The 22,784-nt window shown below is 62.0% G+C and carries 16 protein-coding genes; 5 read left to right on the forward strand and 11 right to left on the reverse strand.

Annotated elements, in window-relative coordinates:
• The first annotated feature begins 587 nt into the window (after window positions 1-587).
• The 3 genes from LB554_RS23815 (at window position 588) to LB554_RS23825 (ending at window position 7,567) form a co-directional block, all read left to right on the forward strand.
• Window positions 588-4,193 carry a DUF5801 repeats-in-toxin domain-containing protein gene (locus LB554_RS23815; RefSeq protein WP_224587230.1) on the forward strand — a complete coding sequence of 1,202 codons (3,606 nt, stop codon included), beginning with the start codon at window positions 588-590 and terminating at the stop codon, window positions 4,191-4,193.
• 128 nt (window positions 4,194-4,321) lie between these two features.
• The gene (locus LB554_RS23820; protein ID WP_224587233.1) at window positions 4,322-6,037 is read left to right on the forward strand and encodes a type I secretion system permease/ATPase; all 1,716 of its coding nucleotides are present in this window, start codon (window positions 4,322-4,324) and stop codon (window positions 6,035-6,037) included.
• A 3-nt stretch (window positions 6,038-6,040) separates the two neighbouring features.
• Entirely contained in the window at window positions 6,041-7,567 is a 1,527-nt protein-coding gene (locus LB554_RS23825; protein ID WP_224587235.1) for an HlyD family type I secretion periplasmic adaptor subunit, read from the forward strand.
• Between the two features lie 94 nt (window positions 7,568-7,661).
• Here the strand turns inward: LB554_RS23825 and LB554_RS23830 are convergent, their stop codons facing one another.
• From LB554_RS23830 to LB554_RS23865, 8 genes are all read right to left on the reverse strand, one after another.
• Window positions 7,662-7,964: a DUF982 domain-containing protein gene (locus LB554_RS23830; RefSeq protein WP_015317826.1), complete on the reverse strand. Its 303-nt coding sequence runs from the start codon at window positions 7,962-7,964 to the stop codon at window positions 7,662-7,664.
• 118 nt (window positions 7,965-8,082) lie between these two features.
• Window positions 8,083-9,069 (reverse strand): ABC transporter ATP-binding protein, encoded by a 987-nt coding sequence (locus LB554_RS23835; RefSeq protein WP_224587237.1) that lies wholly within the window; start codon window positions 9,067-9,069, stop codon window positions 8,083-8,085.
• 8 nt (window positions 9,070-9,077) lie between these two features.
• The gene (locus LB554_RS23840; RefSeq protein ID WP_224587239.1) at window positions 9,078-10,037 is read right to left on the reverse strand and encodes an ABC transporter ATP-binding protein; all 960 of its coding nucleotides are present in this window, start codon (window positions 10,035-10,037) and stop codon (window positions 9,078-9,080) included.
• Window positions 10,034-11,005: an ABC transporter permease gene (locus LB554_RS23845; protein ID WP_140717983.1), complete on the reverse strand. Its 972-nt coding sequence runs from the start codon at window positions 11,003-11,005 to the stop codon at window positions 10,034-10,036. Before LB554_RS23845 ends, LB554_RS23840 begins: the two co-directional genes overlap by 4 nt.
• Window positions 11,005-12,021 carry an ABC transporter permease gene (locus tag LB554_RS23850; RefSeq protein WP_224587241.1) on the reverse strand — a complete coding sequence of 339 codons (1,017 nt, stop codon included), beginning with the start codon at window positions 12,019-12,021 and terminating at the stop codon, window positions 11,005-11,007. Before LB554_RS23850 ends, LB554_RS23845 begins: the two co-directional genes overlap by 1 nt.
• A gap of 56 nt (window positions 12,022-12,077) precedes the next feature.
• A complete protein-coding gene (locus tag LB554_RS23855; protein WP_140616442.1) occupies window positions 12,078-13,739 on the reverse strand; it encodes an ABC transporter substrate-binding protein in 1,662 nt (553 codons plus the stop codon).
• A gap of 18 nt (window positions 13,740-13,757) precedes the next feature.
• Window positions 13,758-14,663 (reverse strand): proline iminopeptidase-family hydrolase, encoded by a 906-nt coding sequence (locus LB554_RS23860; protein WP_224587243.1) that lies wholly within the window; start codon window positions 14,661-14,663, stop codon window positions 13,758-13,760.
• 39 nt (window positions 14,664-14,702) lie between these two features.
• On the reverse strand, window positions 14,703-16,217 hold the full coding sequence (locus tag LB554_RS23865; RefSeq protein ID WP_224587245.1) for a leucyl aminopeptidase: 1,515 nt from the start codon (window positions 16,215-16,217) through the stop codon (window positions 14,703-14,705).
• A gap of 257 nt (window positions 16,218-16,474) precedes the next feature.
• Between LB554_RS23865 and LB554_RS23870 the strand changes: the two genes are divergently transcribed.
• Both LB554_RS23870 and LB554_RS23875 read left to right on the forward strand, forming a co-directional pair.
• On the forward strand, window positions 16,475-17,377 hold the full coding sequence (locus LB554_RS23870; RefSeq protein ID WP_224587246.1) for a LysR substrate-binding domain-containing protein: 903 nt from the start codon (window positions 16,475-16,477) through the stop codon (window positions 17,375-17,377).
• A 252-nt stretch (window positions 17,378-17,629) separates the two neighbouring features.
• Window positions 17,630-19,087 (forward strand): NCS1 family nucleobase:cation symporter-1, encoded by a 1,458-nt coding sequence (locus LB554_RS23875; protein ID WP_224587247.1) that lies wholly within the window; start codon window positions 17,630-17,632, stop codon window positions 19,085-19,087.
• A gap of 34 nt (window positions 19,088-19,121) precedes the next feature.
• Here the strand turns inward: LB554_RS23875 and LB554_RS23880 are convergent, their stop codons facing one another.
• The 3 genes from LB554_RS23880 to LB554_RS23890 form a co-directional block, all read right to left on the reverse strand.
• Window positions 19,122-19,661, reverse strand: a complete 540-nt coding sequence (locus tag LB554_RS23880; protein WP_140664059.1) for a DUF1697 domain-containing protein — start codon at window positions 19,659-19,661, stop codon at window positions 19,122-19,124.
• An 8-nt stretch (window positions 19,662-19,669) separates the two neighbouring features.
• Window positions 19,670-21,307: a CTP synthase gene (locus LB554_RS23885; protein ID WP_083883046.1), complete on the reverse strand. Its 1,638-nt coding sequence runs from the start codon at window positions 21,305-21,307 to the stop codon at window positions 19,670-19,672.
• 195 nt (window positions 21,308-21,502) lie between these two features.
• Window positions 21,503-22,633, reverse strand: coding sequence for a L,D-transpeptidase (locus tag LB554_RS23890; protein WP_015317813.1), 1,131 nt, complete (start codon window positions 22,631-22,633; stop codon window positions 21,503-21,505).
• Between the last annotated feature and the right edge of the window lie 151 nt (window positions 22,634-22,784).

The raw sequence follows: 22,784 nt of genomic DNA on the forward strand, positions 1-22,784 counted from the left end.
CCGATCCGTCCAATCCATAGCGAATTTTGCTTCCAGCATGTTTGATTTTAGTTGCTCTCTGCCGAGGCTGGTCAGTGTTGATCACCGAACAGCTTGGAAGCCTGTAATCTACTGCATTCTCTTTGTATTTCAGACACTTGGCGGGCGAGCATTGCCGCGATTCACGGCTGTTCGATGCTCGTTTGAATCGGTTTAGATTCATATTAATTTCAAAAATGCAATAGGCATATTGAATTATCCACAAATTGGAGTAGCTTTTTAGCTATTGCTAATAAAAGGAGGACGGCATGCACATCCGTGCGTGCCAAGGGAGGGGGGTCATCATCATGGCCTATTTATTGCCTGATAGCATCCGCCGGCTGCGGATGATCCACGCGCGCAGGACACGTCCGCGCGGGAACGCCTGACCGGGGCATGAGCGAAGGGCTTGGAACGCCCTCGACGCCCTACCCCCGATCCATTCCACCACTCCACTTTCTTTAACGAGGACGCGTAGCGTCGGCCGTACCGGCGGATGCGCGCCCATGCGGCTGGTTGTCGGCGTTGGGGCCGATTTGGGCCTGCCGCAATAACCAGGGAGAATTCCGATGGCACTCGACATCCTCGCCCAAGACATCATCATCGACGAGACGACCGGCCTCCAGCAGCCCAGTGAAATAGACCCGACCGGCAACAGCAATGGCACGTTGCTATATCTCCTCAGCCGCGACGGAGCGGGGGGGCTGGCCTCACCGCAGGTCGCCTTCCAGTCCAACTTCGTGGTGGCCTCGGCGAGCGCGGGGGAAACCATCGACTCAGTCGTTCTTACGCAGAACGCCTCCGGAACCCCGTTTTCCACCACCGTCGGTGTGAACAGCGGCATTCAGACGGCCGACGGCAATTATGTCTGGCTATTCCAAGCCGTGGGGCACCCAAATGTAGTGATCGGCGTCATTGGGACCTCTAGTCTGGTCATCGCGCCAGACGCGAACGGCCCGCTCGCCTTCTCGTTCGGGCTGGATGGCACCGGCGCGAGTGCGGACCTCTACCTGGTTCAGTATGTGCCGTTGCTCCATCTGAACCCGGCCGACCCAGACGACCGCATCGATCTGACCGGCAAGGTGTTCGCATCGGTCTCGGGAACCACCGTCGTCAATTTCAGCCAACTTGGCGATGCCCCTCCCGGACACAACAAATGGTACATTCTCGACGCCGATGCGGCGAGCTCACAGAAGATTCTCGTCACTGCTCACGACAATGGCGTGCAAGCCGAAGTCAACATCAGCACGCAAGGCCTGGGTGTCTCATCCCAGGACGTGCGCTTTGGCCGCGAGCTACAGATTGACCTCATCAATGGTGGCACCCAGAGCGCGGGCAAGAACTTCACCAACTCGCCGCTCGCGCCAGACTACGGCAGCCACATCGAAACTGTCATCAGCGCCGGTTTTTCGGTCTCGCAGTCCACACCTACCAATACCAAGGCCGATATCGAGATCCACGCCTACAACAATAACGACAACGCGGAAGGCGCCGCGTTGCCCGGCGATGACAACGATGCAGAGATAAATATCTCCGCGGTGACCTTCAAACTGAACGGCGTCACAACCACGGCCGCAGCCCTGGGCATCACCATTAATGACAGCGGCCCTGGACTGATCCTTCATGATGTCGGCGAGGGCGTGACGGTCGATTTCACTGCAGACGCTACCTTTGACCGCTTCACCATCAAGAACATCGATACGCAGAAAGATTATTTCGATGTGAAGGAAGTTCACTTTGGTGGACAATCAACCAACGCCTACACCGAACAAGTCGGCTCCTTTATCAACTTCGACGACGACGGCCCGGCGGCCAGTTTGATCGAGGAAACGGCCACGCTGCTGCAGGACGAGACATCCGGTGTCGACCTCAACTCCGATGACCAGCCGCTCGGCTCCCTGCCCGCCGCCTTCGTGGCGCTTGGCTCGGCTATTGGCTGGGCGTCCAGCGCTTCCGCCGCTGTCACGCCTAACTCGAACTTCGGCGCGGACGCACCTGGCACAGAGACGCTGTCGCTTGGCGTCAGCGGGCCAAACGCTGACTCCGGCTTTGATTCGCTTGATGGCCATAATATCCTGCTTAATGTCGAGAATGGCCTCGTGATAGGCCGGGTTGATGTCGGCAATGACGGCAGCGTCGCCAGCGACCCGATCGCGCTCGCTGTCTCGATCGACCAGAACGGCATTCTCAGCATCGCGCAGTACTTGGCGATTGCCCACTCGAATCCCGGCGACGCGGACGACGTGCAGACAATGCTCGACAGCGCGCTGGTCGCCAAGCTCCATGCCGTCGACAGCGACGGAGACAGCAGCGACACCAGCGTCGCCATCGGCGATAAGGTACAGATCAGGGATGACGGCCCGAGCGTCACGGGGGACGGCACCAAGCCGACGATCACGGTTGACGAGTCCAGCCTGGGCGACAACAGCGGCGATTTCTCTGCCGCCTTCCAGTCGAATGCCGGTGCAGATGGTGGCGACATCAGCTATGCGCTCGGAATAAATCTGGTCACGAACGACAGCGGCCTGATCGATACCTTAAGCGGCCAGTCCGTCCTGCTTTTCGTCGAAAGCGGCGCCGTGGTCGGTCGTGCCGGCTCAGCCGGTGGCGCCGTCGTGTTCACGGTTAGCGTGGATATTGACGGTAACGTCACACTCGATCAGGAGCGCGCCATCATTCATTCGCCGGACACCGGGCCGGATCAGCAAACAACATTGACGTCCGATGATCTCATCACGTTGACGGCAACCATCACGGATGGCGACGGCGATCAGGATTCTGACACCGTCAACATCGGCACGAGTCTCATCTTCAAGGACGATGCTCCGACGATCACCGTGCCGTTCGACGGCGACCAGACCGGCACTGCCGGCACCCCCGAGACTCTGGCCAATACGACCAGCGCATCAGCCATAGGAGCCTTCGGCTACGACGTTGGCGCGGATGCTCATCCGGCTGCCTTCTACACGGGTGGCGGTTCGGACTTTGTCGACCAGGACAGCGTGCTCTCCGGCATCCAGCTCAGCCTTGGTGGTAACCTCACCGGCCTTGCACCAGGCGCGACTCCGTTCATCAGCTCGTTCGCGACGCTCCAGTCGGAAGACGCCCATCAGGCATCGTTCAACTGGCAAATCACTTACGACAGCGACCCCAACTCGGCCGCCGACCCCCCGGCAACGGCGGGCGGCACCCTTGTCTTCGACAAAGATAATGACACCTACACCATCAACTTGAACGACGCGGTGGAGGGCTTCACCAAAGACATTCTTCACACCAGTGAGCTTCTATCCAAGGAGCCTACGGGCAATACCGGCCACCCGAATATCGTGGTGGAGAAGCTCTTCGAGGCGGACAGTACACCGGAGACGACCGACCGTGACTTCTTCGTGCAGTTCACGGCGAACTCGACCACCAACACCATTAAGTTCGGGCTTAACACGACCGGCGACAGTGACGGGGTCGGCGCGACACCTACCGACACCCAGTGGAACCCCGGCGACCTGGTCACAAACAGCCACGAGGATTGGGTGTCTGCCACACAGAGTACGAACGGGGTTGCTGGTGACACCATCCAGAAGGGCGAATTGCTGACGCTGCGGTTCTTCGACCACAGTCCCGGCATCGCCACCGAGGACACCGTTCCCACCCAGGCGGCCAGCGACATGGCGATCAAGTTCGACGGCATCGGCAGCAGCGAGGACCTGATGGTCATTCTTCAACTGGTCAGCAGCACCGACAGTTCGGTGCACACCTCCAAGGCGGTCTACATCTCCAACGCCGATATCTACAAGACTGGGCAGGTGCCTGCCGCCTACGCGGCGGACTTCCCGCTCGATAACAACGACGGCCTCGTGATCATCGAAAAGAACGACTACAACGCTGCCGGCGAGAACTGGGTGATCCAAGGTGCCCAGATCATGCAATCCGGCAACGGGATCACAGGCGACAACACTGCGATCGACCTGCAACGGGCGATTGGCTCTGGTGGTGGTAGCTCCCAGAACACACTGGTGAACTGGGACGCGACCGACAACGATGTGCTGAAGATCGTCGACCTCGGCTTCACCTCGACCCAGACCACGACACCGGACGCGCACCTCGACTTCGGCGTCCAAGTGGCGGACGCGGACGGCGACATGACCAACGTGCAGTTCATCCACGTCGACATCGCCTGACGGTCAACTACGGGGGCAGCAGCTGCTGCTGCCCCCACCCGCCACGCCCCAGCTGAGCGCCCGGGCACTCGCAGTAGCATCGAAGTGGGAAATCCGTGATGCAGCCAAGACCGCAATTCCAGGAGGTAATGCATCTGGCACGCCACCAGGTCCCCGCCCTCCTCCTCTTCAGCCTGGTCTCCAATCTTCTCCTGCTCGCCAGCACCGTTTACATGCTGCAAATCTACGACCGGGTACTGTCGAGCGGTTCCATCGACACATTGTTCTGGCTCACATTGGCCGTCATCGGCGCCATCGCCGTCTACGGCCTTCTGGAACATGCCCGCCGGATGATGCTGGGGCATATCAGCCAATGGCTGGACGACCAGCTCAGCGTTCCGGTGATCGAACGCGCCATGGACGCGCGGCTCGCCGGCAGCAGCCTCGAAGCCGGCCTGAAGGACGTAGCGGACCTGCGCGGTTTCATCGTCGGCGACGGCATCCTGACCTTTCTCGACGCCCCATGGACACCGGTCTTCCTGGCGTTCATGTGGTTGCTGCATCCCGCGCTGGGCGTGGTCGGTCTTGCCGGCGCTGTGCTTTTGTTCTGTGCAGCGCTCGCCAATGATTTCCTCACACGCCGCAAGAGCCAGGAGGCCGCGGCCGGACTGCGCCGCAGCCAGACCGCCGTAGGGCAGTTTATCGACGGCGCCGAGACATTGCGCTCGCTCGGCATGTCCGAGCCGGCGCTGCGGCGCTGGGAGGAAAACCAGCAGTCGCTGATGGATATCCAGACCCGGCTCCTGCGGCGCACCACCGTCATCGGCAGCTTGTCGCGTTCGCTTCGCCTAGCGCTCCAAGTGGCGGTGCTCGGGCTCGGCGCCTATCTCGTCCTGCGTCGCGAGCTGACGCCAGGCTCGATGATTGCGGCCTCGATCCTGCTCAGCCGCGCGTTGGCGCCGATCGAGCGCTCTATCGGCGCCTGGCGCGGCCTGGTCAGCGCGCGAACCGCGCGCCGCAATCTCATGAAGCTTTTCGCCGACACCAGATCGATGCAAACGGTTGGCGTCACATTGCCCCGCCCACAAGGCAGGCTGAAGCTCGAGAACCTGCATTACTGCGCGCCGGGAACGTCCCAGGCGCTTGTCAATGCCATAAGCTTCGGCGTTGAGCCGGGCCAGACCTGCGGTGTGATCGGCCAGTCCGGTTCCGGCAAGACCACGCTCTGTCGTCTTATCGTCGGCGCGCTGCGGCCTTCGCTCGGCCATGTCAGGCTGGATGGCGCGGAGGTGTGCAACTGGCCTTCAGACGAACTTGGCATGCATCTCGGCTATCTGCCGCAGCAGGTCGAGCTGTTCCCCGGAACGATCGGCGAGAACATCGCGCGCCTGCGTGACGTCGACAGCGACGCGGTCATCGCCGCGGCGCAGCTTGCCGGCATCCATGATATGATCCTGCGGCTGCCGAACGGCTACCGGACCGAAGTGGGGCCGCATGGCGCTCGCATTTCGCGCGGCCAGCGCCAGCGTATCGCGCTGGCCCGGGCACTGTTCGGCGATCCGCAGCTGATCGTTCTCGACGAACCGAACACCGGCCTGGACGGTGAAGGCGAAGTGGCGCTGTTCAACGTTCTCCAGCAACTGAAGGAGCGGGGCCGCACCGTCATTCTCGTCAGCCACCAGACCAATCTCCTGCGCACCGCCGATCATGTCGTCTTCCTCCATGACGGATCGGTTTCGATGTTCGGCACGCGCGACGAGGTGCTCGGCGCGCTCGGCGGACCGCCCAGGCGCATTCCGGTTCCGGCGGCCTTGCGGGAAAAGCTTGTTGCCAACGCGGCAGCGAAACTGAACGCAGCGGAGTGAGCCATGAGCGATCGATTTGGCGACTTCTCGACGACGCTGAACCGGCTGACGGACAGCTTGCACGAACTCACTGACAGGCTGACCGCCTCCGCCAACGACCTCAGCACAGCGGTATCGGTTTGGTTGGATGGGACCGACACGCCGTCTCGCATAATGTTGCTGGCGGTGGCTGGCGCGCTCTTCCTGCTCTTGATTGCGGGATTGCTCCGGCGACGCTCGCGCGCCTACCGCGCCAGCAGGCGCAATCTGAAGCTGCGGACGCGGCCGGCGCGAATGCTGGGCTACGCTTCGGCCATCCTTTTCGTAGGCGGCACCGCTGCTTGGTCAAGCGTCGCCCTGCTGGCGAGCGCTGTCGTTGCCAACGGCGTCGTCAGCCCCGAAGGTTATCGTAAAACCATCCAGCATCTGGAGGGCGGCATCATCGGCGCGATCCACGTTAAGGAGGGCGATAAAGTCAGCGTCGGCCAAGTGCTTATCAGCCTGAAGACGACCGATGCGCAAGGGCGATATGACGAGCTGGAGGGGCGCTATGTTCGCCTGCTGGCGACCGAGGCGCGACTTGTTTCGGAACTTGCCGGTCGGGACCGGATCACCTTCCCCAAGGAGCTGACCTCGATCGACAGCGAGAGCGCGCGAAAGGTGGTCGCCGAAGAACAGGCGCTGCTCGACAGCCGCCTCGCAACCCGCGAAGGCCGCACACAGATCCTCAACAAGCGCATCGCGCAGATCGAAGAGCAAAGCACGGGAGCGAGGGATGTCATGGCGGCCGAGGCCGAGCAACTCGGCCTGATCGACCAGGAGATCGCCTCCGCACAGGAGATGTACAGGAAGGGCCTCGAACGCCTGCCGCGGATATTGGCGCTTCAGCGCTCCCAGGCCGACATTCGAGCCAACCAGGCATCGAACCGGGCGCAGATAGCGAAGAACGATCAGCAGATCGGCGAGACCCAGTTCCAACTCCTCAACCTGCGTCAGCAGGATAGCGAGAGCGCCAACGAGGATCTTGCCAAAGCGCGCACGGATCTCGCCGAATTGCGCAGCCAATTGCCTTCGCGCCAGGACGTGCTGGCGAGGACGGACATCGTCGCGCCAATCGCCGGAACGGTGATGAACCTGCGCGTAACAACGGAATCGGGCGTGATCTCCAGCGGTCAGGCGCTTCTCGACATCGTCCCGAACGAGGCCAATCTGATCATCGATTCCCGCATCAAGCCCACGGATATCGACGTGGTGCATCCGGACATGCCGGCCCGTGTGGTGCTGTCGGCCTATCCAACCAGACACCTGCCGCAAATCCATGGCCTGCTGACCTCGATTTCGGCTGACCGGCTGACGGACGAGAGAACCGGAGAGCCTTATTTCCTTGCCAAGGTCAAGATCGACGCGGCCGATCTCAGGGATCTGCATGACATCCATCTATCGCCCGGCATGCCGGCGGAAGTCATGATCCTGACCGGCGAGCACACGCTGCTGGACTATATGTTGGCGCCGGTTCGCGATTCGCTCAATCGTGGGTTCAGGGAGAATTGAGAAGCGATACTCACCGACCTGCCCCGAGGGTCAAGCATAACCTCCATCGCGCCCGTAAGGGGCGCGATCCACCAGAGGCAGAGGGGCGTGGCGGCTATCGCCGCAGCGCGTGTATGCTCGCCATGCTGTCGCTGCCCATCGGCAGTGCCATGTCATCGTCGAGAAGCCGCGTGATCCGGGCAAATCCGGTGAACGCCTTTCTGGCTTCCTCCGCCGACATCTGTCCCGACAGGGCAGCCGAGCAGCAATTCAGCGCGCACTGATACACTGGCCCACGTCGTCCCGTCGGCCATTTACGCAAGAAAACCATCGCCTCGGCAACACTATCCACTTCTTCTACAGGATGCCCCTGCCCGCGCGATATCCGCACGGGCGCAAAGAAATGCAGGTAGTCCATTGTTTCCTCCCGGTCGATCGAGATGCGCTCGATCGAACCCTATGAAACGCCCGGCCTGGCGATTTGTTCCATGCGAAAACAGAATTTTAAAAGATTCTGGCGATCGGAATGAGGTCGGCTATACCGTCGGGAAGTGGCAAGCCGCTTTGCGGCCGGATTGGTGCTCCCTCAGCTCCGGCCGTTCCGAACGGCAGCGCTCAACCGCGATTGGGCATCGGGGGTGGAAACGGCAGCCGGATGGCGGGTTGAGCGGGCTCGGTACGTCGCCTGTCAGAATGATACGCTTGTGCGTCCCAGTGGGCGTCGCCTGCACGACGGGAACGGCCGAGATCAAGGCCTGGCTGTAAGGGTGGGCCGGGGCTGAAAACACCTCTTCCGCCGGTCCTTCCTCGACGATCGAGCCGAGATACATGACCGCGATGCGGGTCGAGACCTGACGCACCACGGACAGGTCATGGGCGATGAAAACATAGGTGAGGTCCAACTTCTCCTGCAGATCGGCAAGCAGGTTGACGATCTGCGCCTGTACGGACACGTCGAGCGCGGAGACCGGTTCGTCGAGAACGACGAGATCGGGATTGAGGGCGATGGCGCGCGCAATGCCGACACGCTGGCGCTGCCCGCCCGAGAATTCATGGGGAAAGCGCATGACATGGTCCGGCAACAGCCCGACGAGGTCGAAGAGTTCCGCGACGCGGCTGGCGATCTCGCGCGATGAAAGCCTGCCATGGATGCGCAGCGGTTCGGCCACCAGGTCGCCGACGCGCCGGCGCGGATTGAGCGAGGCCGACGGGTCCTGGAAGACCATTTGCAGGCGCCGCCGAAGCGGCCTCAGTTCAGACAGCGACTTCGAGGTGATGTTGTCGCCTTCGAACAGGAGCTTGCCGTCCGAAATGTCGTAGAGCCTGACCAGGCATCGCGCCAGCGTGGACTTGCCGCATCCGGACTCGCCGACCAATCCAACAGTTTCGCCGCGCCGCACTGTCAGGGAGACATTGTCGACCGCGTGGACGGTTCGCCTGCCCTCCGCGGAAAAACGGCTGCCGATCGAGAAGCGTTTACCGAGCCCGCGCGTTTCGAGGATTGGACGGTCTTTGTCGATCATCGGTCCGCTCATGTCTGCGCCACCCGGAAACAGGCCGCCGCGTGCGGGGCGGCGCCAAGCTCGGGCTTCCTGGTTAGGCAGGGCTCGTACCCGACGGGGCAACGCGGGCCGAAAGCGCAGCCTTGCGGCAATCGCAGCAGCGATGGCGGAGACCCGGGAATGGCCGGCAGGCGGCGGGGTTTGGCACCGGTCAGCGGCGGGATCGAACCAAGCAATGCACGCGTATAGGGGTGTCGCGGGTCGGAGAACAGCTCCGTGCGGCTGCCGCGTTCCACGATGCGGCCCGCATACATGACCATGACCCGGTCTGCGAGTTCGGAGACCACGCCCATGTCATGGGTGATGAAGACCACCGCCGATTTGTGCGTGGCGCGCAGCTTGCGCACGAGATCGAGAATGCCGGCCTGCACCGTGACGTCGAGCGCCGTGGTCGGCTCGTCCGCCACCAGCAGCGCCGGGTTGCAGGACAGCGCCATCGCGATCACCGCCCGTTGGCGCATGCCGCCCGAGAGCTGGTGCGGATAGCGCGACATGGCTTCGTGCGGGTTGGGGAAATTCACCTCCGCCAGCAGTTCCTCCACCCGCTCCATGGCCTTGGATTTGCTGATGTTGCGATGCGCGCGGATCTGTTCGGCGATCTGCCAGCCGATGGTGTAGACCGGCGTCAGCGCCGTCATCGGATCCTGGAAGATCATTGCGATCTCGTTGCCCCGCAAGCGCCTCAGTTCGCGCGGCGGCAGTCCGACCAACTCGCGACCCTTGTAGCGGATCGAGCCTTCGATGATGGCGTTGGGATCGGTGATAAGCCCCATCACCGCAAGCAGCGACACTGTCTTGCCGGAGCCGGACTCGCCAACGACACCGAGAATTTCGCTTTCCGCGAGGTCGAAGGAAACGCCATCGATGGCCCTCACCAGGCCATCATCGGTCCGGAAGGATACACGGAGATCACGCACCGACAATATCATGATGTCCTCAGGCGCGGATCGAGAAGGATGTAGACGAAATCGACGACCGCGTTGGCGACCACCACGAACATGGAAGCGTACATCACCGTCGCCATGATCATCGGCAGATCGAGGTTCTGCAGCGCGTCATAGGTGAGCTTGCCGATGCCGTGCAGCCCGAACACCACTTCGGTCAGGAGGGCCGAGCCGCCCACCAGTGCGCCGAAGTCGAGACCGAACAAGGTGACGAAGGCGATGAGCGACGTGCGCAAGGCATGGCGCAGCAGGATGCGGGTCTCCGAAAGGCCCTTGGCGCGGGCCGTACGGATATAGTCTTCCTGCAGGGATTCGATGATCGCCGCGCGCAAGACGCGGCCGTAGATGCCGATGTAGAGGATGGCGAGGGTGATCCAGGGTATGACCAGGGTCAGGAACCAGCCTTTCGGATCGTCGGAAAAATTCTTGTAGCCAAGCGGCGGCACCCAGGAAAATGCCCAGCTGTCGTGATAGCGGCTCTGGGTGATCAGGTTCATCACCTCGCCCAGCCAGTAGACCGGCATGGAAATGCCGAGCAAGCCCAACGCCATCAGCAGCCTGTCCAGCCAACTGTCGCGTGTGGCGGCGGCGATGATGCCTATGCCGATGGAGACAACCACCCACAGGATCGCCGCCCCGAACACCAGCGAGAGCGTGACCGGTATGGAATCCATCACCGCCGGCACCACCTTCCAGCCGCGATTGACGAAGGAAGTCAGATCGCCCGTGACGAAGATCTTCTCCATCATGGTCACGTATTGCACGTAGAGCGGCCGGTCGAAGCCGAAGCTGTGGCGTACCGCCTCGAGCACTTCGGGCGATGCATTGCGGCCGGCGATACGGGCCGCGGGGTCGGCGCCGGGCGTGGCGAAGAAAATCAGGAAGACGATGACCGAGATGCCGAACATCACGAACAGCATCTGACCGAAACGGCGCAGGATGGCGTAGATCATCAGTCGCGCCCCAGCCGAACCTTCGAGCGCGGGTCGAGCGCGTCGCGCAGGCCGTCGCCGAAGACATTGAGGGTCATGACGGAAATCGCGATCGCCAGGCCCGGCACCAGCGCCACGAGTGGCCTGGTGTAAAGCAGCGCCTGCCCGTCCTGGATGATGGTTCCCCAGCTCGCCGCGGGCGGCTGGACGCCAATCGAAAGGAAGGAGAGCGCCGATTCGGTAAGCATGTTGAGCGCCATCATCAACGGTATGAACACGATGAGGGTGGTGGTGATGTTGGGCAGGATGTCGCGCCATAATATCCGCCATCCCGGTACGCCCAGATTGATCGCGGCCAGCACGAACTCGCTGTGCCGCAGCGACAGAACCTGCCCCCGGATCGGACGCGCCACATAGGGTATGTACACGATACCGATGATGATGACCGGCAACCACAGGCTGCCGGACTCGATCTCGATCGGTCCGATCGAGATGCCTTGCGAAATTGTGACGATGGAAAGCGAAATCGCCAGGAGATAGATCGGAAATGCCCAGAGCACATCCAGCAAGCGCGACAGAACCGTGTCGGTAACGCCGCCGAAATACCCCGCGATCAATCCCGCCGCCGTGCCGAGGACTAGCGTGAAGATGGTCGCGGCCCCGGAGATCAGCAGCGAGCTCAGCCCGCCATAGAGCATCCGGGCCATGACATCGCGCCCCTGGCTGTCGGCACCGAGGAAATAGTTGCCGACCCGCCAGGTCGGGCCGAGCGGCGTGTAGCCAAGCCCGAGCCCCTCTGTCGATTGTTCCATCACCGGAACGTCGGCACCGTCGATCTGAATGACGGCGTCGAGCGTCGAGGCGAAGGGGTCTGTCCCTGTCCATTTCGCGTAGAGAGGCGCACTGAGACAGGCAAGGACGATGACGAGGAACACGGCCAGCGACGCCATGGCGGCCCTGTTTCTTGCCAGCTTCGCAAACGCGACGGCCCAGGGCCCTCGTGTTTTGCGCGGCACGGCAGCGACTTGGTACGACACGGACGTGCCCCTCCGCGGTTCGTTACTGCACCCAGGCCATTACTGTACCCAGGCCATTACTGTACCCACGACTGGGTGATCATCCAGTTGAACTGCCGGTTGAACTTGAAATTGCCCACGCGCTTGCTGACGAAGTCAAGCCGCTTCGGCGTAAAGAGGCCGACGGCCGGTGCCTTGTCCGTGACTTGCCTGTCGATTTCGGCCCACATTTTGTCGGCGGCTTTCTGGTCGGTCACACCGAGGTCCAATGCCTTCTGCATTTTGGCGTCGATATCCTTGTCGCAGAAGCCGGCGATGTTGATCGAAGCGTCCGAACCTTCACGGAAAGATGCGCAGCTGAACAGGATGTTCAGGAAGTCCGAAGCCGCGGGATAGTCCTTGTACCATTGGGTAACGGACATCTGCACTTTGTTGTTGGTGTTCTGGATGTAGGTGAACTGGATGTTCGACGAGATCGGCTTGACGTCGGCGACATAGCCGATGGTGGTCAGCACGCTCTGCAGATAGACGCCGATGGAGCGGGAAATGGCCGTGTCCTCGACGATGATGGTCACCTTCTGGCCCTTGGTGCCCGATTCCTCGACGAGCTGCTTTGCCTTGTCGAGGTCAGGCGCCGACCACTTGGCGCCGGGGTTCTTGGTGAAGGGGCAGTAGTCTTCGTGGCCGGGGAAATCCGGAGGCAGGACCTGACACACCGGCGAGGCCAGCACCTTGCCGCCAAACAGCTTGACCAGCGTGTTGCGGTCGACCGCGTAGGCAACGGCCTGCCGCGCCTTTTCATTGTCGAACGGCGCCAGCCGGTTGTTGAGCGGCGCATACCACCAGGCCGAGAGCGGCGAGATATGCAACTGGTCCATGGCCTTGGTACCGAGTTCGCCGAGACGATCGCTGGGCAGCGCGTCGAACATCCAGTCGGCTTCCCCGTTCTGGATCGCGGTGACGGCAGCTTCCTCGGAGAGGCCGAAATCATACTGGACGACATCAGGATAGCCGTCCGGCTGGGCGTCCTCGCTCCATTGCTTGAAATTGGGGTTGCGGGTCACCGTCATGCCCTTGTTGGGATCGAAGGCGGAGATCATGTAGGCGCCGGTGCTGGGGATGGGCTTGGAGCCCATGTCTTCCGCGGGCGTGTCCGCCGGCAGGACCACGGCATGCGGCAACGCAAGCTTGTAGAGGATCTCGGCGTCCGGCTTGGTGAGATTCAACGTAATGGTGCCTGCCGCTTCGTCGCCGACAACGCCGCCTTCCAGCGTGCAGCTCTTGGTTTCGGCAAGGCATTTGTCGGCGCCGACGATGCCGGCATAGAAGGTGCCCGAGGTCGGCCCCGAGACCTTGAAGATGCGCTGGAAGGAAGCAACGACGTCCTTCACGCCGAGATCCTTGCCGTCGGAGAACTTGATGCCCTTGCGCAGTTTGAAGGTGAAGGTCTTACCGTCATTGGTCACCTCGGGCAGCGCCTCGGCCAGATCGGGGACGATGGTGAAGCCGTCCATGCCCTCGGCCTTGCGGAAGGCGACCAGCCCGTCATAGATCGGCTGATACATCTGCCAGCCCTGGTCGGTGTAATTGATGTGCGGATCGAGCGTTCCGGCGGCCGAGCGGGCCAGCAGGCGAATAGTGCCGCCGCGATGTTCCTTGAGGTATTCGGCCTGTGCCGGAGCCAGCCACGAGCCGGCCAGCAATGCCGCGGCTGAGGCCGCCAAGAGCAGTTTCTTCATGTCGCAGTTCCCCTTTTTTCAGTTGTCGTTGTCGTCCAGGAAGTCTCCCACCACCCGCATGCATAGATCCTGCTCTTCGACATGCGGCATATGGCTGGAATGCTCGAATACCTGCCAGCGCGATCCCTCGATGCCGTCCTTGAACGGCTGCACGGTCGCGGGCGTGGCTTCGTCGTAACGGCCGGAAATGATCAGCGTCGGAACATCGACGGCGGGCAGCCGATCGATGATGCTCCAGTTCTTCAGCGTACCGATGACATGGAACTCGTTCGGCCCGTTCATGACGTTGTAAACGGTCGGATTGCGCACGACCTGGGCGAAGGTCTCGGTCACTTCGGCCGGGAACGGAACGATCCGGCAGACATGCCGCTCGTAGAACACCATCGTCGCTTCCTGGTAGTCCGGATGATCCGTCGTGCCAGCCTGTTCGTGCCGGGTCAGCGTCTCCTGTACGTCCATGGGCAGGTCGGCGCGCAGCCGGTTGGCCTCTTCTACCCAGAGCTTCATGGAAGCCGGTGAATTGGCGATGGTCAGCGACTTCAGGCCCTTCGGCCGCGTCACCCCATACTCGGCGCCCAACATGCCGCCCCAGCTCTGCCCGAGCACATGGAAGCCGCCGCGGATGCCGAGATGGTCGACAAGGTTTTCAAGCTCGTTGATGAACAGCCTGGGTGTCCAGAAATCGGCGCCTTTGTCCGGCAGCAAGGTGGAATTGCCGCAGCCCAGCTGGTCGTAGTGGATGACGGCGCGGCCTCTTCGGGCAAGAAGCTTGTAGGCATCGACGTAATTGTGGGCGGCGCCCGGCCCGCCATGCAGAATGACGATCGGAGCCTTGTCGGCATCGAGGTTACCGCTGACGCGGTACCAGGTTTCGTAGTCGCCGAAATCGGCCCGCCCTTCCCTGGTGACGATCTCCGATGACATCCCGATCTCCTGAATGTTTGAAGGCATGCCGCTGGTCACCTAGTTTGCAACTCGGCCGGCGCGAACCCATTCTTCCAGCATCTGCACGCCGAATGCGGTAGCGCCTTCCCGGCCCAGGGGCTGATCCTTCTCGGTCAGTTCCTTGCCGGCGATGTCGAGATGCACCCAGGGGCGGTCTTCCGTGAAGTGGCGCAGGAACGCCGCGGCGTAGGGAGCGTCACCGTCTTCCATGTCCTTGGCGTGATGTCGCAGGTCCGCGAACGGCGATTGCAGGCCCTCGTCATAAGCCCGGTCGAGCGGCAGCCGCCAGAACCGCTCGCCGACCATTTCTCCGGCCGCGATCATCCGCGAGGCGATGGCATCGTCGGTGCTGAAGAGACCGGCGAATACCGATCCAAGACCGCGCATCACCGAATAGGTCAAAGTGGCAAGGTCGACGATCACCGACGGATTGAAGCGCGAGGCGGCATAGTAGAGGCAGTCGGCCAGGATCAGGCGGCCTTCCGCATCCGTGTCGAACACTTCCACGGTTTGCCCGGACGCTGTCGTGATGATGTCGCGCGGCTTGAGCGCGGTGCCTGACGGCATGTTCTCGGCAATGCCGAGCACACCGACGGCGTGCACCGGGCTGCCTTGCCGGGCCAGGGCGATCAGCAGGCCGACCACGGCGGCCGCACCGCCCATATCGGCCTTCATATCGAACATCTGCTCGCCGCGTTTAATGCAGAGACCGCCGGAATCAAAACAGACACCCTTGCCGACGAACGCCAGCGGCTGCGCAGGAGCACCCTTGCCGCGATAGCGCAGGACGGCGACTCGTGGCGGCCGTACCGAACCCGACCCCACGGCCAGTATCGCGTTCATGCCGAATTCCCTGAGCTTCGCCGTATCGAGTATCTCGACGTCGATGCCGGCTTCGCGCAGAGGCTCCAGGTGATCGTGGAAATTGTCGGGATGGAGATGGTTCGGCGGCAGGTTGACCAGTGTGCGCGCATATTCGACGCCATCCGCGATGGCATTGATCCGCGCCAGCGCCGAATTCAGCTCCGGACCGCCGGCCCCGACCAGTTGCACCCGAAGGGTCCGATCGGCCCCCGCCCCTTGGCGCCGGTTGCGCATGTTGAAACGATAGCGCCGCAGCCGCATGCCAAGCGCGACTCTTGCCAGGATTTCCGCTCCCGGCAGACTTATGCCGGCAATGGGGTCCAGGACCAGGGTGGCCGCGCATTCCCCTTTGCCCTCCAGATGCGCGGCAAGCAGGCCGCCGGCACGCGCCAAGGAGAGTGCGGTGACGGCCTCGGCCTTGCCCATGGCCAGGACAATCACGCGCCGCGCCGATACCGCCTGGGGGGCGATGACATCGATACAGGCGCCGGATTGAGCCAAGGCAGCCGCATCCGCACAGGCCCGGGAGAGGATCCCGCCCATTTCGGTGTCCAGGGCCGTTGCACGCGGGCCAAAGCCGGTTTGAGCGGCCTGCAAGATCACGACGACGGAGGTTCCCGCGGAAATCTCGTCCGCCGTTTCAAAGACCGGCACTGGCGATTGAGGCATAGGTAGGCGTTCTCCTCTTTGCGGGGCTTTGGCCGAGGCGCGGCTTGCAGTTTGCGCAGGGCTTCTCCCGCCACCGGTGGAAACCGGTCAAACCGGCCGTCACCTCTGGTTGGATCGTGCCGAAGTCCCCAATTGTCGTTCTTGAGACGACTTAATTGCTCTTGCCTCTTGGGTATCCCCGAACGGGTCAGGCGATCAAACGCCAATTTTGTCCATATCGATTGACAAAAACTCAACTGGCAATTCATGATCGGCCGATGGCCCTACCCTCACTCAATGGCATGCGCGCTTTCGAGGCCGCCGCCCGTCTCGGCAGCGTCAAGGACGCAGCCGAAGAGCTGCATCTGACACCCTCGGCTATCAGCCGTCACATCCGCGCACTCGAACGGAATCTCGGCCAGGAGCTGTTCGAGCGCGGCTTTCGGCAGATAACGCCGACCATTCGGGGCTCTTATTACGCACGCAGCCTCTCCGAAGCATTCGAAGCCATCTGGCGGGCCACCGACGATGTCAGTCTCGCCGGGCCCCCAAGCCACGGCAGGACCCAGCGTGTCCGGGTTTTGTGCGTCCCTGCCGTCCTGAACCTTTGGCTGGCGGACCGGCTGCCGAATTTTCGCCGACGGCATCCGTCCGTGGATCTCGAGATCTCGACATCGGGCAAGCGGGCCAATTTCGATTTGGCCATCGTCGACGAGTTCGTCTACAAGGCCGGCCCGGCTCTGACGCTGCTGATCCCGCTGGTCCTGACGCCGGTCTGTGCGCCCTCGCTGCTTGAAGGGCCGATGCCGCTGCGATCGCCCGCCGACCTGGTCAACCACCACCTGATCCACGAATGCGAGACCATGCGATGGAAGCGCTGGCTGGAGCAGGAAGGCGTGTTGGACACGACGCCGAAATCCAGCACGACGCTGGATGATTGTACGCTGATCATGCGCGAGGCGATCAATGGCGCTGGAATAGCGCTCGCCGACACGATGATGGCCCAGGATCTGCTGCAGCAGGGCAAACTGGTCGCCCCGTTCAGCGCCCGCCATACCTATCCGGCCGGCATCTACCTGCATCAGCGCCGCAGCATCGGCAACAAGCCGGGTACGGGCCTGTTTCAGGATTGGCTGCTTTCCGAAGTCGAGGACCACAAGCGGGTGATGGCCATCGGCTAGGCAGCCTTGCTTGCCGATAGGCGTCGGGAACGCGGATTTGTCCAGCTTGGAAGCCGTGGATCGAGAATTCGAATCGACAGGCAGGCCTGTTTCAAAAGCGGCTCACCATCACGGGCTCTCGATAATCGCGGTTCGCATTGAATATCTTTAAGGCCAAAGCCGGCAAATCGATTGCTTGCCGGTTCCCCTGCGTCAGGCGTAACCTCTGCGGTCAACGCGTGAGGGCGCGTGCTGCAAGAAGGGGACATTGCAATGACGATACAAGGCGCATCGCCTGACCTGTATAATGAAGACCTCGCTCCTGCCAAGGTTCGAAACTGGGGACCGTTCTCGATCTTCAACGTCTGGACGTCGGACGTCCATAGCCTGTGGGGCTACTACCTCGCCGCCAGCCTGTTTCTGTTCTGTGGCGGCTTCGTCAATTTCATCATCGCCATCGGCATCGGTTCGCTGATCATCTACGCACTGATGAACATGGTCGGTTATGCCGGTGTGAAGACCGGTGTGCCCTACCCCGTGCTCGCCCGCGCCTCCTTCGGCATCTGGGGCGCCAACATTCCGGCACTGGTGCGCGCCATCGTCGCCTGCTTCTGGTACGGCGCGCAGACAGCGGCCGCCTCAGGCGCCATCGTCGCATTGCTGATCCGCTCGCAATGGTTCGCCGATTTCAACGCCAATACCCATTTCCTTGGCCATTCCGGCCTGGAGGTGATCTGCTTCGTGATCATATGGGCACTGCAACTGCTGATCATCCAGCGCGGTATGGAAACGGTGCGCCGCTTCCAGGACTGGGCCGGCCCGGCGGTCTGGGTGATGATGCTGATCCTGGCCATCTATCTCTGCGTCAAATCAGGAACCTTCGCTTTCACCAGCGATATCCCAATGGATGTGCTGCTGGAAAAGACCAAGGATGCGGGCGTCCCTGGTACTCCAGGGTCTTGGACCGCACTGTTTGCCGTGGCGGCGATCTGGGTGACGTACTTCTCGGCGCTCTATCTAAACTTCTGCGATTTCGCCCGTTATGCCCCCGACCAGGCATCGCTGCGCAAGGGCAATATCTGGGGCCTGCCGATCAACCTGATCCTGTTCTCGCTGGTCGCCGGCGTCACCACCATCGCCGCCTACGACGTCTACCATGAGGTGCTGCTGCACCCCGACCAGATCTCGGCCAAGTTCGACAGCTGGTTCCTGGCCGCGCTCGCGGCGCTCACCTTCGCGGTGGCGACGCTCGGCATCAATGTCGTGGCCAACTTCGTCTCGCCGGCCTTCGACTTTTCCAATGTCTTTCCCCGCCAGATCGACTTCAAGAAAGGCGGCTACATCGCGGCCGTCATCGCGCTGGTGCTCTATCCCTTCGCACCGTGGGAAGGCAGTGCGGCTTCCTTCGTCAACGTCATCGGCGCAACGATGGGGCCGATCTTCGGCGTGATGATGGTCGATTACTATCTGATCCGCAAAGGTGAAGTCGACGTCGAGGCGCTGTATCGCGAGGACGGCGAGTTCCGCTTCCAGGGTGGCTGGCACGTCAATGCGTTCATCGCCGCCGGCATTGGCGCCATCTTCTCGTCGATCCTGCCCAACTTCACCAACTGGCTGCCGTCCTGGTGGGGCGTCTATGGCTGGTTCGTCGGCGTGGCGATTGCCGGCGTCATCTACTACGTGCTGCGCACCGCGGCCGTGAGCGCCGGCGCCAAGGTGGCGAAAGCTTGATGAACCAGAGCGGGGTGGCCCGAGCCGCCCCGCTCTACCGCGCGACCATTTCGGCCAGCTTGCGCACGGTGTTCCAGTTGCGCGAGGTGCCGACGCCCATGCGCTTGTGGTTGGCGGCGGCAAGCAGGCGCGAGCTAGGCCTCTCCCTTGAAAAGGCGACCCAGATGTCGCCGCCGACCAGAAATACCTTCTCGTCCATGGCGGCACAGGCCTGAAGCCCGGATATGGCGTCTTCGGCTACAGGTTTGCGCATTACGCGCACCGCCACCTGGTCGCCGGCTTCCACCGACTCGGTCGGGAATGGATTGCCGCTTGCGAGTTTGCGCCAGTCTTCGGCGGCACGCACGATGATATCGACGTGGCGGCCAAAGGCCTGTTCGAAGGCGGATTCCAGGCGTGTCTCAAGCGTAGTGATCGAGGTCTTTTCACTCTCGAAGACCAGGTTGCCGGTCGCCACCAAGGTGCGGACATTCTTCAGGCCGAGACTTTCCGCCATGGCCTTGAGGTCGGACATGACGACCCGCCGCCCCTCTCCCAGGACGATGCTGTAGAGAAGCGCGACATAGGTCCGCATGGGAGCGATCAGACTAGGCGGCTCTGCTCCACCGCCGCCTCGATGAAGCTGGCAAACAGCGGATGCGGATCGAGCGGCCGGCTCTTCAGTTCGGGGTGATATTGCACCCCGATGAACCAGGGATGGTCGGGGTATTCGACCGTCTCCGGCAGCACACCGTCGGGCGACATGCCTGCAAATACCAGCCCGCAATCCTCCAGGCGCTGCTTGTAGTCGATATTGACCTCGTAGCGGTGCCGGTGACGTTCGGAAATCTGGGTGTCGCCGTAGATGTCGGCGATCTTCGAACCCTTGGCGAGCTCGGCCTGATAGGCGCCGAGCCGCATGGTGCCGCCGAGATCGCCAGTCGCCCTGCGCTTTTCCAGCATGTTGCCTTTCAGCCATTCGGTCATCAAACCGACGACCGGTTCCTTGGTCGGGCCGAATTCGGTCGACGAGGCATGTTCGACACCGGCCAGCGATCGCGCCGCCTCGATGCACGCCATCTGCATGCCGAAGCAGATGCCGAAATACGGCACCTTGCGCTCGCGTGCGAATTTGGCCGCCAGGATCTTGCCTTCTGAGCCGCGTTCGCCGAAGCCGCCGGGCACCAATATGCCGTGCACCTTCTCCAGCCAAGGCGTCGGGTCTTCCTTTTCGAAGATTTCCGATTCGATCCAGTCGAGCTTGACCTTGACGTGGTTGGCCAGCCCGCCATGCGAAAGCGCCTCGATGAGCGATTTGTAGGCATCCTTGAGGCCGGTATACTTGCCGACGATGGCGATGGTGACCTCGCCCTCCGGATTGTGGATGCGGTTGGAGACTGCCTGCCACGGCTCCATGCGCGGCTTGGGCGCCGGCTCGATGCCGAAGGCAGCGAGCACTTCCGAATCCAGACCTTCCTTGTGATAGGCCATCGGCACGTCGTAGATATGTGGCACATCGAGCGCCTGGATGACGGCGCTTTCCCTGACATTACAGAACAGCGACAGCTTGCGGCGCTCTTCCTTGGGGATGGCGCGGTCGGCGCGCACCAGAAGAATGTCGGGCGCGATGCCTATGCCGCGCAGCTCCTTGACCGAATGCTGGGTCGGCTTGGTCTTCAGTTCGCCCGCCGTCGGGATATAGGGCATCAGCGTCAGGTGGACATAGACGGCGTTGTTGCGCGGCAGATCGTTGCCGAGCTGGCGGATCGCCTCGAGGAACGGCATCGCCTCGATGTCGCCGACGGTGCCGCCGATCTCGCACAGCACGAAATCATAATCGTCATTGCCGTCGAGGACGAAATTCTTGATCTCGTCGGTGACGTGCGGGATCACCTGCACGGTGGCGCCGAGATAATCGCCGCGCCGCTCGCGCTCGATGATGTTCTTGTAGATACGCCCGGTCGTGATGTTGTCCTGCTGATTGGCGGACCGGCCGGTGAAGCGCTCGTAATGGCCAAGATCGAGGTCCGTCTCGGCACCGTCATCCGTGACGAACACCTCGCCGTGCTGGTACGGCGACATCGTGCCGGGATCGACGTTCAGATAAGGGTCGAGTTTTTTGATGCGTGCGCGATAACCTCGCGCCTGCAGGAGAGCCCCAAGGGCCGCTGCGGCAATGCCTTTTCCAAGTGAGGAAACCACGCCGCCTGTGATGAATACATATCGCGCCATGGGAGTCATCGCTTAACGCGGCCGGATTGATTCCGCCAGAGAAAAAACCGCCGCGAAGGCTTTTTCCCAAAAAGGCGCTCGGACCATGATCCCGAAAAGTGGGATCCGGCTTTCGGACAGGCATCACGGCCAAAGGGTTTTGAATCGCTCTAAGCAAAACAAAAGGGCCGGCTGAGCCGGCCCTTCGGCATGATGACGGAAACGTCAGATGATGACGACTTTGGTGCCGATCCGGACGCGGCTGTATAGATCCATGACGTGCTCGTTCATCATGCGGAAGCAGCCATTGGACGCGCTGGTGCCGATCGACTGCGGCGCGATGGTGCCGTGGATACGCAGATGCGTGTCCTTCCTGCCATCGTAGAGATAGATGGCGCGGGCGCCGAGCGGGTTCTGGCCGCCGCCTGCCATGCCGTCCTTGTACTGGCCGTAGTGCTTGGGCTCGCGCTTCTGCATGTCGAGCGTCGGGATCCAGCGCGGCCACTCCTGCTTGTCCCCGACCGCGACCGTGCCCTTGAACTGCAGGCCTTCGCGGCCGACCGCGATGGCGTAACGGCGTGCGGTGGTCGATGATTCGACGAGGTAGAGTCGGCGAGCGCTGGTGTCGATGACGATTGTGCCGGCGTCATAGCCGGTGAATTCCACGTCCTGAGGCACGAATTCCGGCTTCACCTTGAACGGCTTCTTGGCGTTCTTCTGGGCAAGTGCCGAGTCGAGCGCGCGTGTCTCGGGCAGATAGCTGATCGATGAGCCAGACGATGTTCCACCGAACAGACCCGCGAACAGGCCGCCGCTTGACTGCTTCTGGCCGCCGACGACCTCGCTGCGCAGTTCGCCATTGTTGCCCGTCAAAGCGACATTCATCGCCTCGGCTGGGATCGGCTCGGCCGCCGGGATCGGGGTGACAGGTTCGATCGGTTCGATGATCTTGACGGTCTTCTTGGCCGGCTTGGCATCGGCCACTTCGGTTGCCGCTGCTTTCTGGCCCTTGCTGGCCAGGAACGCCTGCCGATCTGCGTCAGCCCTGGCCTTGGCCGCCTCGCGCATCGCCATTTTCCTGGCCTCAAGCGCCTTGGCCTTGGCATCCTCCTTGTCGGCAACGATCTTGGCCTCGATCTTCTTGATCTGGGCAAGATCCTCCGGCGTGGGGTTTTTCTTCTTCTTGAGAAGCTTCAACTGCGTCGCATCGCTTTTGGCAGCGACGGGGATGGCGTCGGTCTTTTCGAGCGACACCGACTGTTGTGCGGCCATGTTTGCCGGCATGGCGGCGGAGGCCGGGGAACTTATGCCGATTGCGGCGCAAAGTCCCAGGAAAATGAAGCTGCGAAGCTGCATGGCGAAGATCCGATCGTTCAATGCTTGTTGCCCACGGCGTCGCCCGGCGTCCCCCAAGGACGCCGAAAATGCCGCGTGCAATCTATAGTCGAATAAGCGCGTATGCCTCAAGCGCGAGACCGCGCCGTGATCCGTCGAATCTTCGTGATTG

Source organism: Mesorhizobium sp. CO1-1-11 (genome assembly GCF_020164995.1).
Taxonomy (GTDB): domain Bacteria; phylum Pseudomonadota; class Alphaproteobacteria; order Rhizobiales; family Rhizobiaceae; genus Mesorhizobium; species Mesorhizobium australicum.

What these genes read in the sequence shown, in the direction of transcription:
- LB554_RS23875 (WP_224587247.1), top strand. Translation starts at nt 17,630, where the DNA reads ATGACGATACAAGGCGCATCGCCTGACCTGTATAATGAAGACCTCGCT.
- LB554_RS23840 (WP_224587239.1), bottom strand. Translation starts at nt 10,037, where the DNA reads ATGATATTGTCGGTGCGTGATCTCCGTGTATCCTTCCGGACCGATGAT.
- LB554_RS23820 (WP_224587233.1), top strand. Translation starts at nt 4,322, where the DNA reads ATGCATCTGGCACGCCACCAGGTCCCCGCCCTCCTCCTCTTCAGCCTG.
- LB554_RS23860 (WP_224587243.1), bottom strand. Translation starts at nt 14,663, where the DNA reads ATGTCATCGGAGATCGTCACCAGGGAAGGGCGGGCCGATTTCGGCGAC.
- LB554_RS23855 (WP_140616442.1), bottom strand. Translation starts at nt 13,739, where the DNA reads ATGAAGAAACTGCTCTTGGCGGCCTCAGCCGCGGCATTGCTGGCCGGC.
- LB554_RS23885 (WP_083883046.1), bottom strand. Translation starts at nt 21,307, where the DNA reads ATGACTCCCATGGCGCGATATGTATTCATCACAGGCGGCGTGGTTTCC.
- LB554_RS23815 (WP_224587230.1), top strand. Translation starts at nt 588, where the DNA reads ATGGCACTCGACATCCTCGCCCAAGACATCATCATCGACGAGACGACC.
- LB554_RS23870 (WP_224587246.1), top strand. Translation starts at nt 16,475, where the DNA reads ATGGCCCTACCCTCACTCAATGGCATGCGCGCTTTCGAGGCCGCCGCC.
- LB554_RS23845 (WP_140717983.1), bottom strand. Translation starts at nt 11,005, where the DNA reads ATGATCTACGCCATCCTGCGCCGTTTCGGTCAGATGCTGTTCGTGATG.
- LB554_RS23835 (WP_224587237.1), bottom strand. Translation starts at nt 9,069, where the DNA reads ATGATCGACAAAGACCGTCCAATCCTCGAAACGCGCGGGCTCGGTAAA.
- LB554_RS23825 (WP_224587235.1), top strand. Translation starts at nt 6,041, where the DNA reads ATGAGCGATCGATTTGGCGACTTCTCGACGACGCTGAACCGGCTGACG.
- LB554_RS23865 (WP_224587245.1), bottom strand. Translation starts at nt 16,217, where the DNA reads ATGCCTCAATCGCCAGTGCCGGTCTTTGAAACGGCGGACGAGATTTCC.
- LB554_RS23890 (WP_015317813.1), bottom strand. Translation starts at nt 22,633, where the DNA reads ATGCAGCTTCGCAGCTTCATTTTCCTGGGACTTTGCGCCGCAATCGGC.
- LB554_RS23830 (WP_015317826.1), bottom strand. Translation starts at nt 7,964, where the DNA reads ATGGACTACCTGCATTTCTTTGCGCCCGTGCGGATATCGCGCGGGCAG.
- LB554_RS23880 (WP_140664059.1), bottom strand. Translation starts at nt 19,661, where the DNA reads ATGCGGACCTATGTCGCGCTTCTCTACAGCATCGTCCTGGGAGAGGGG.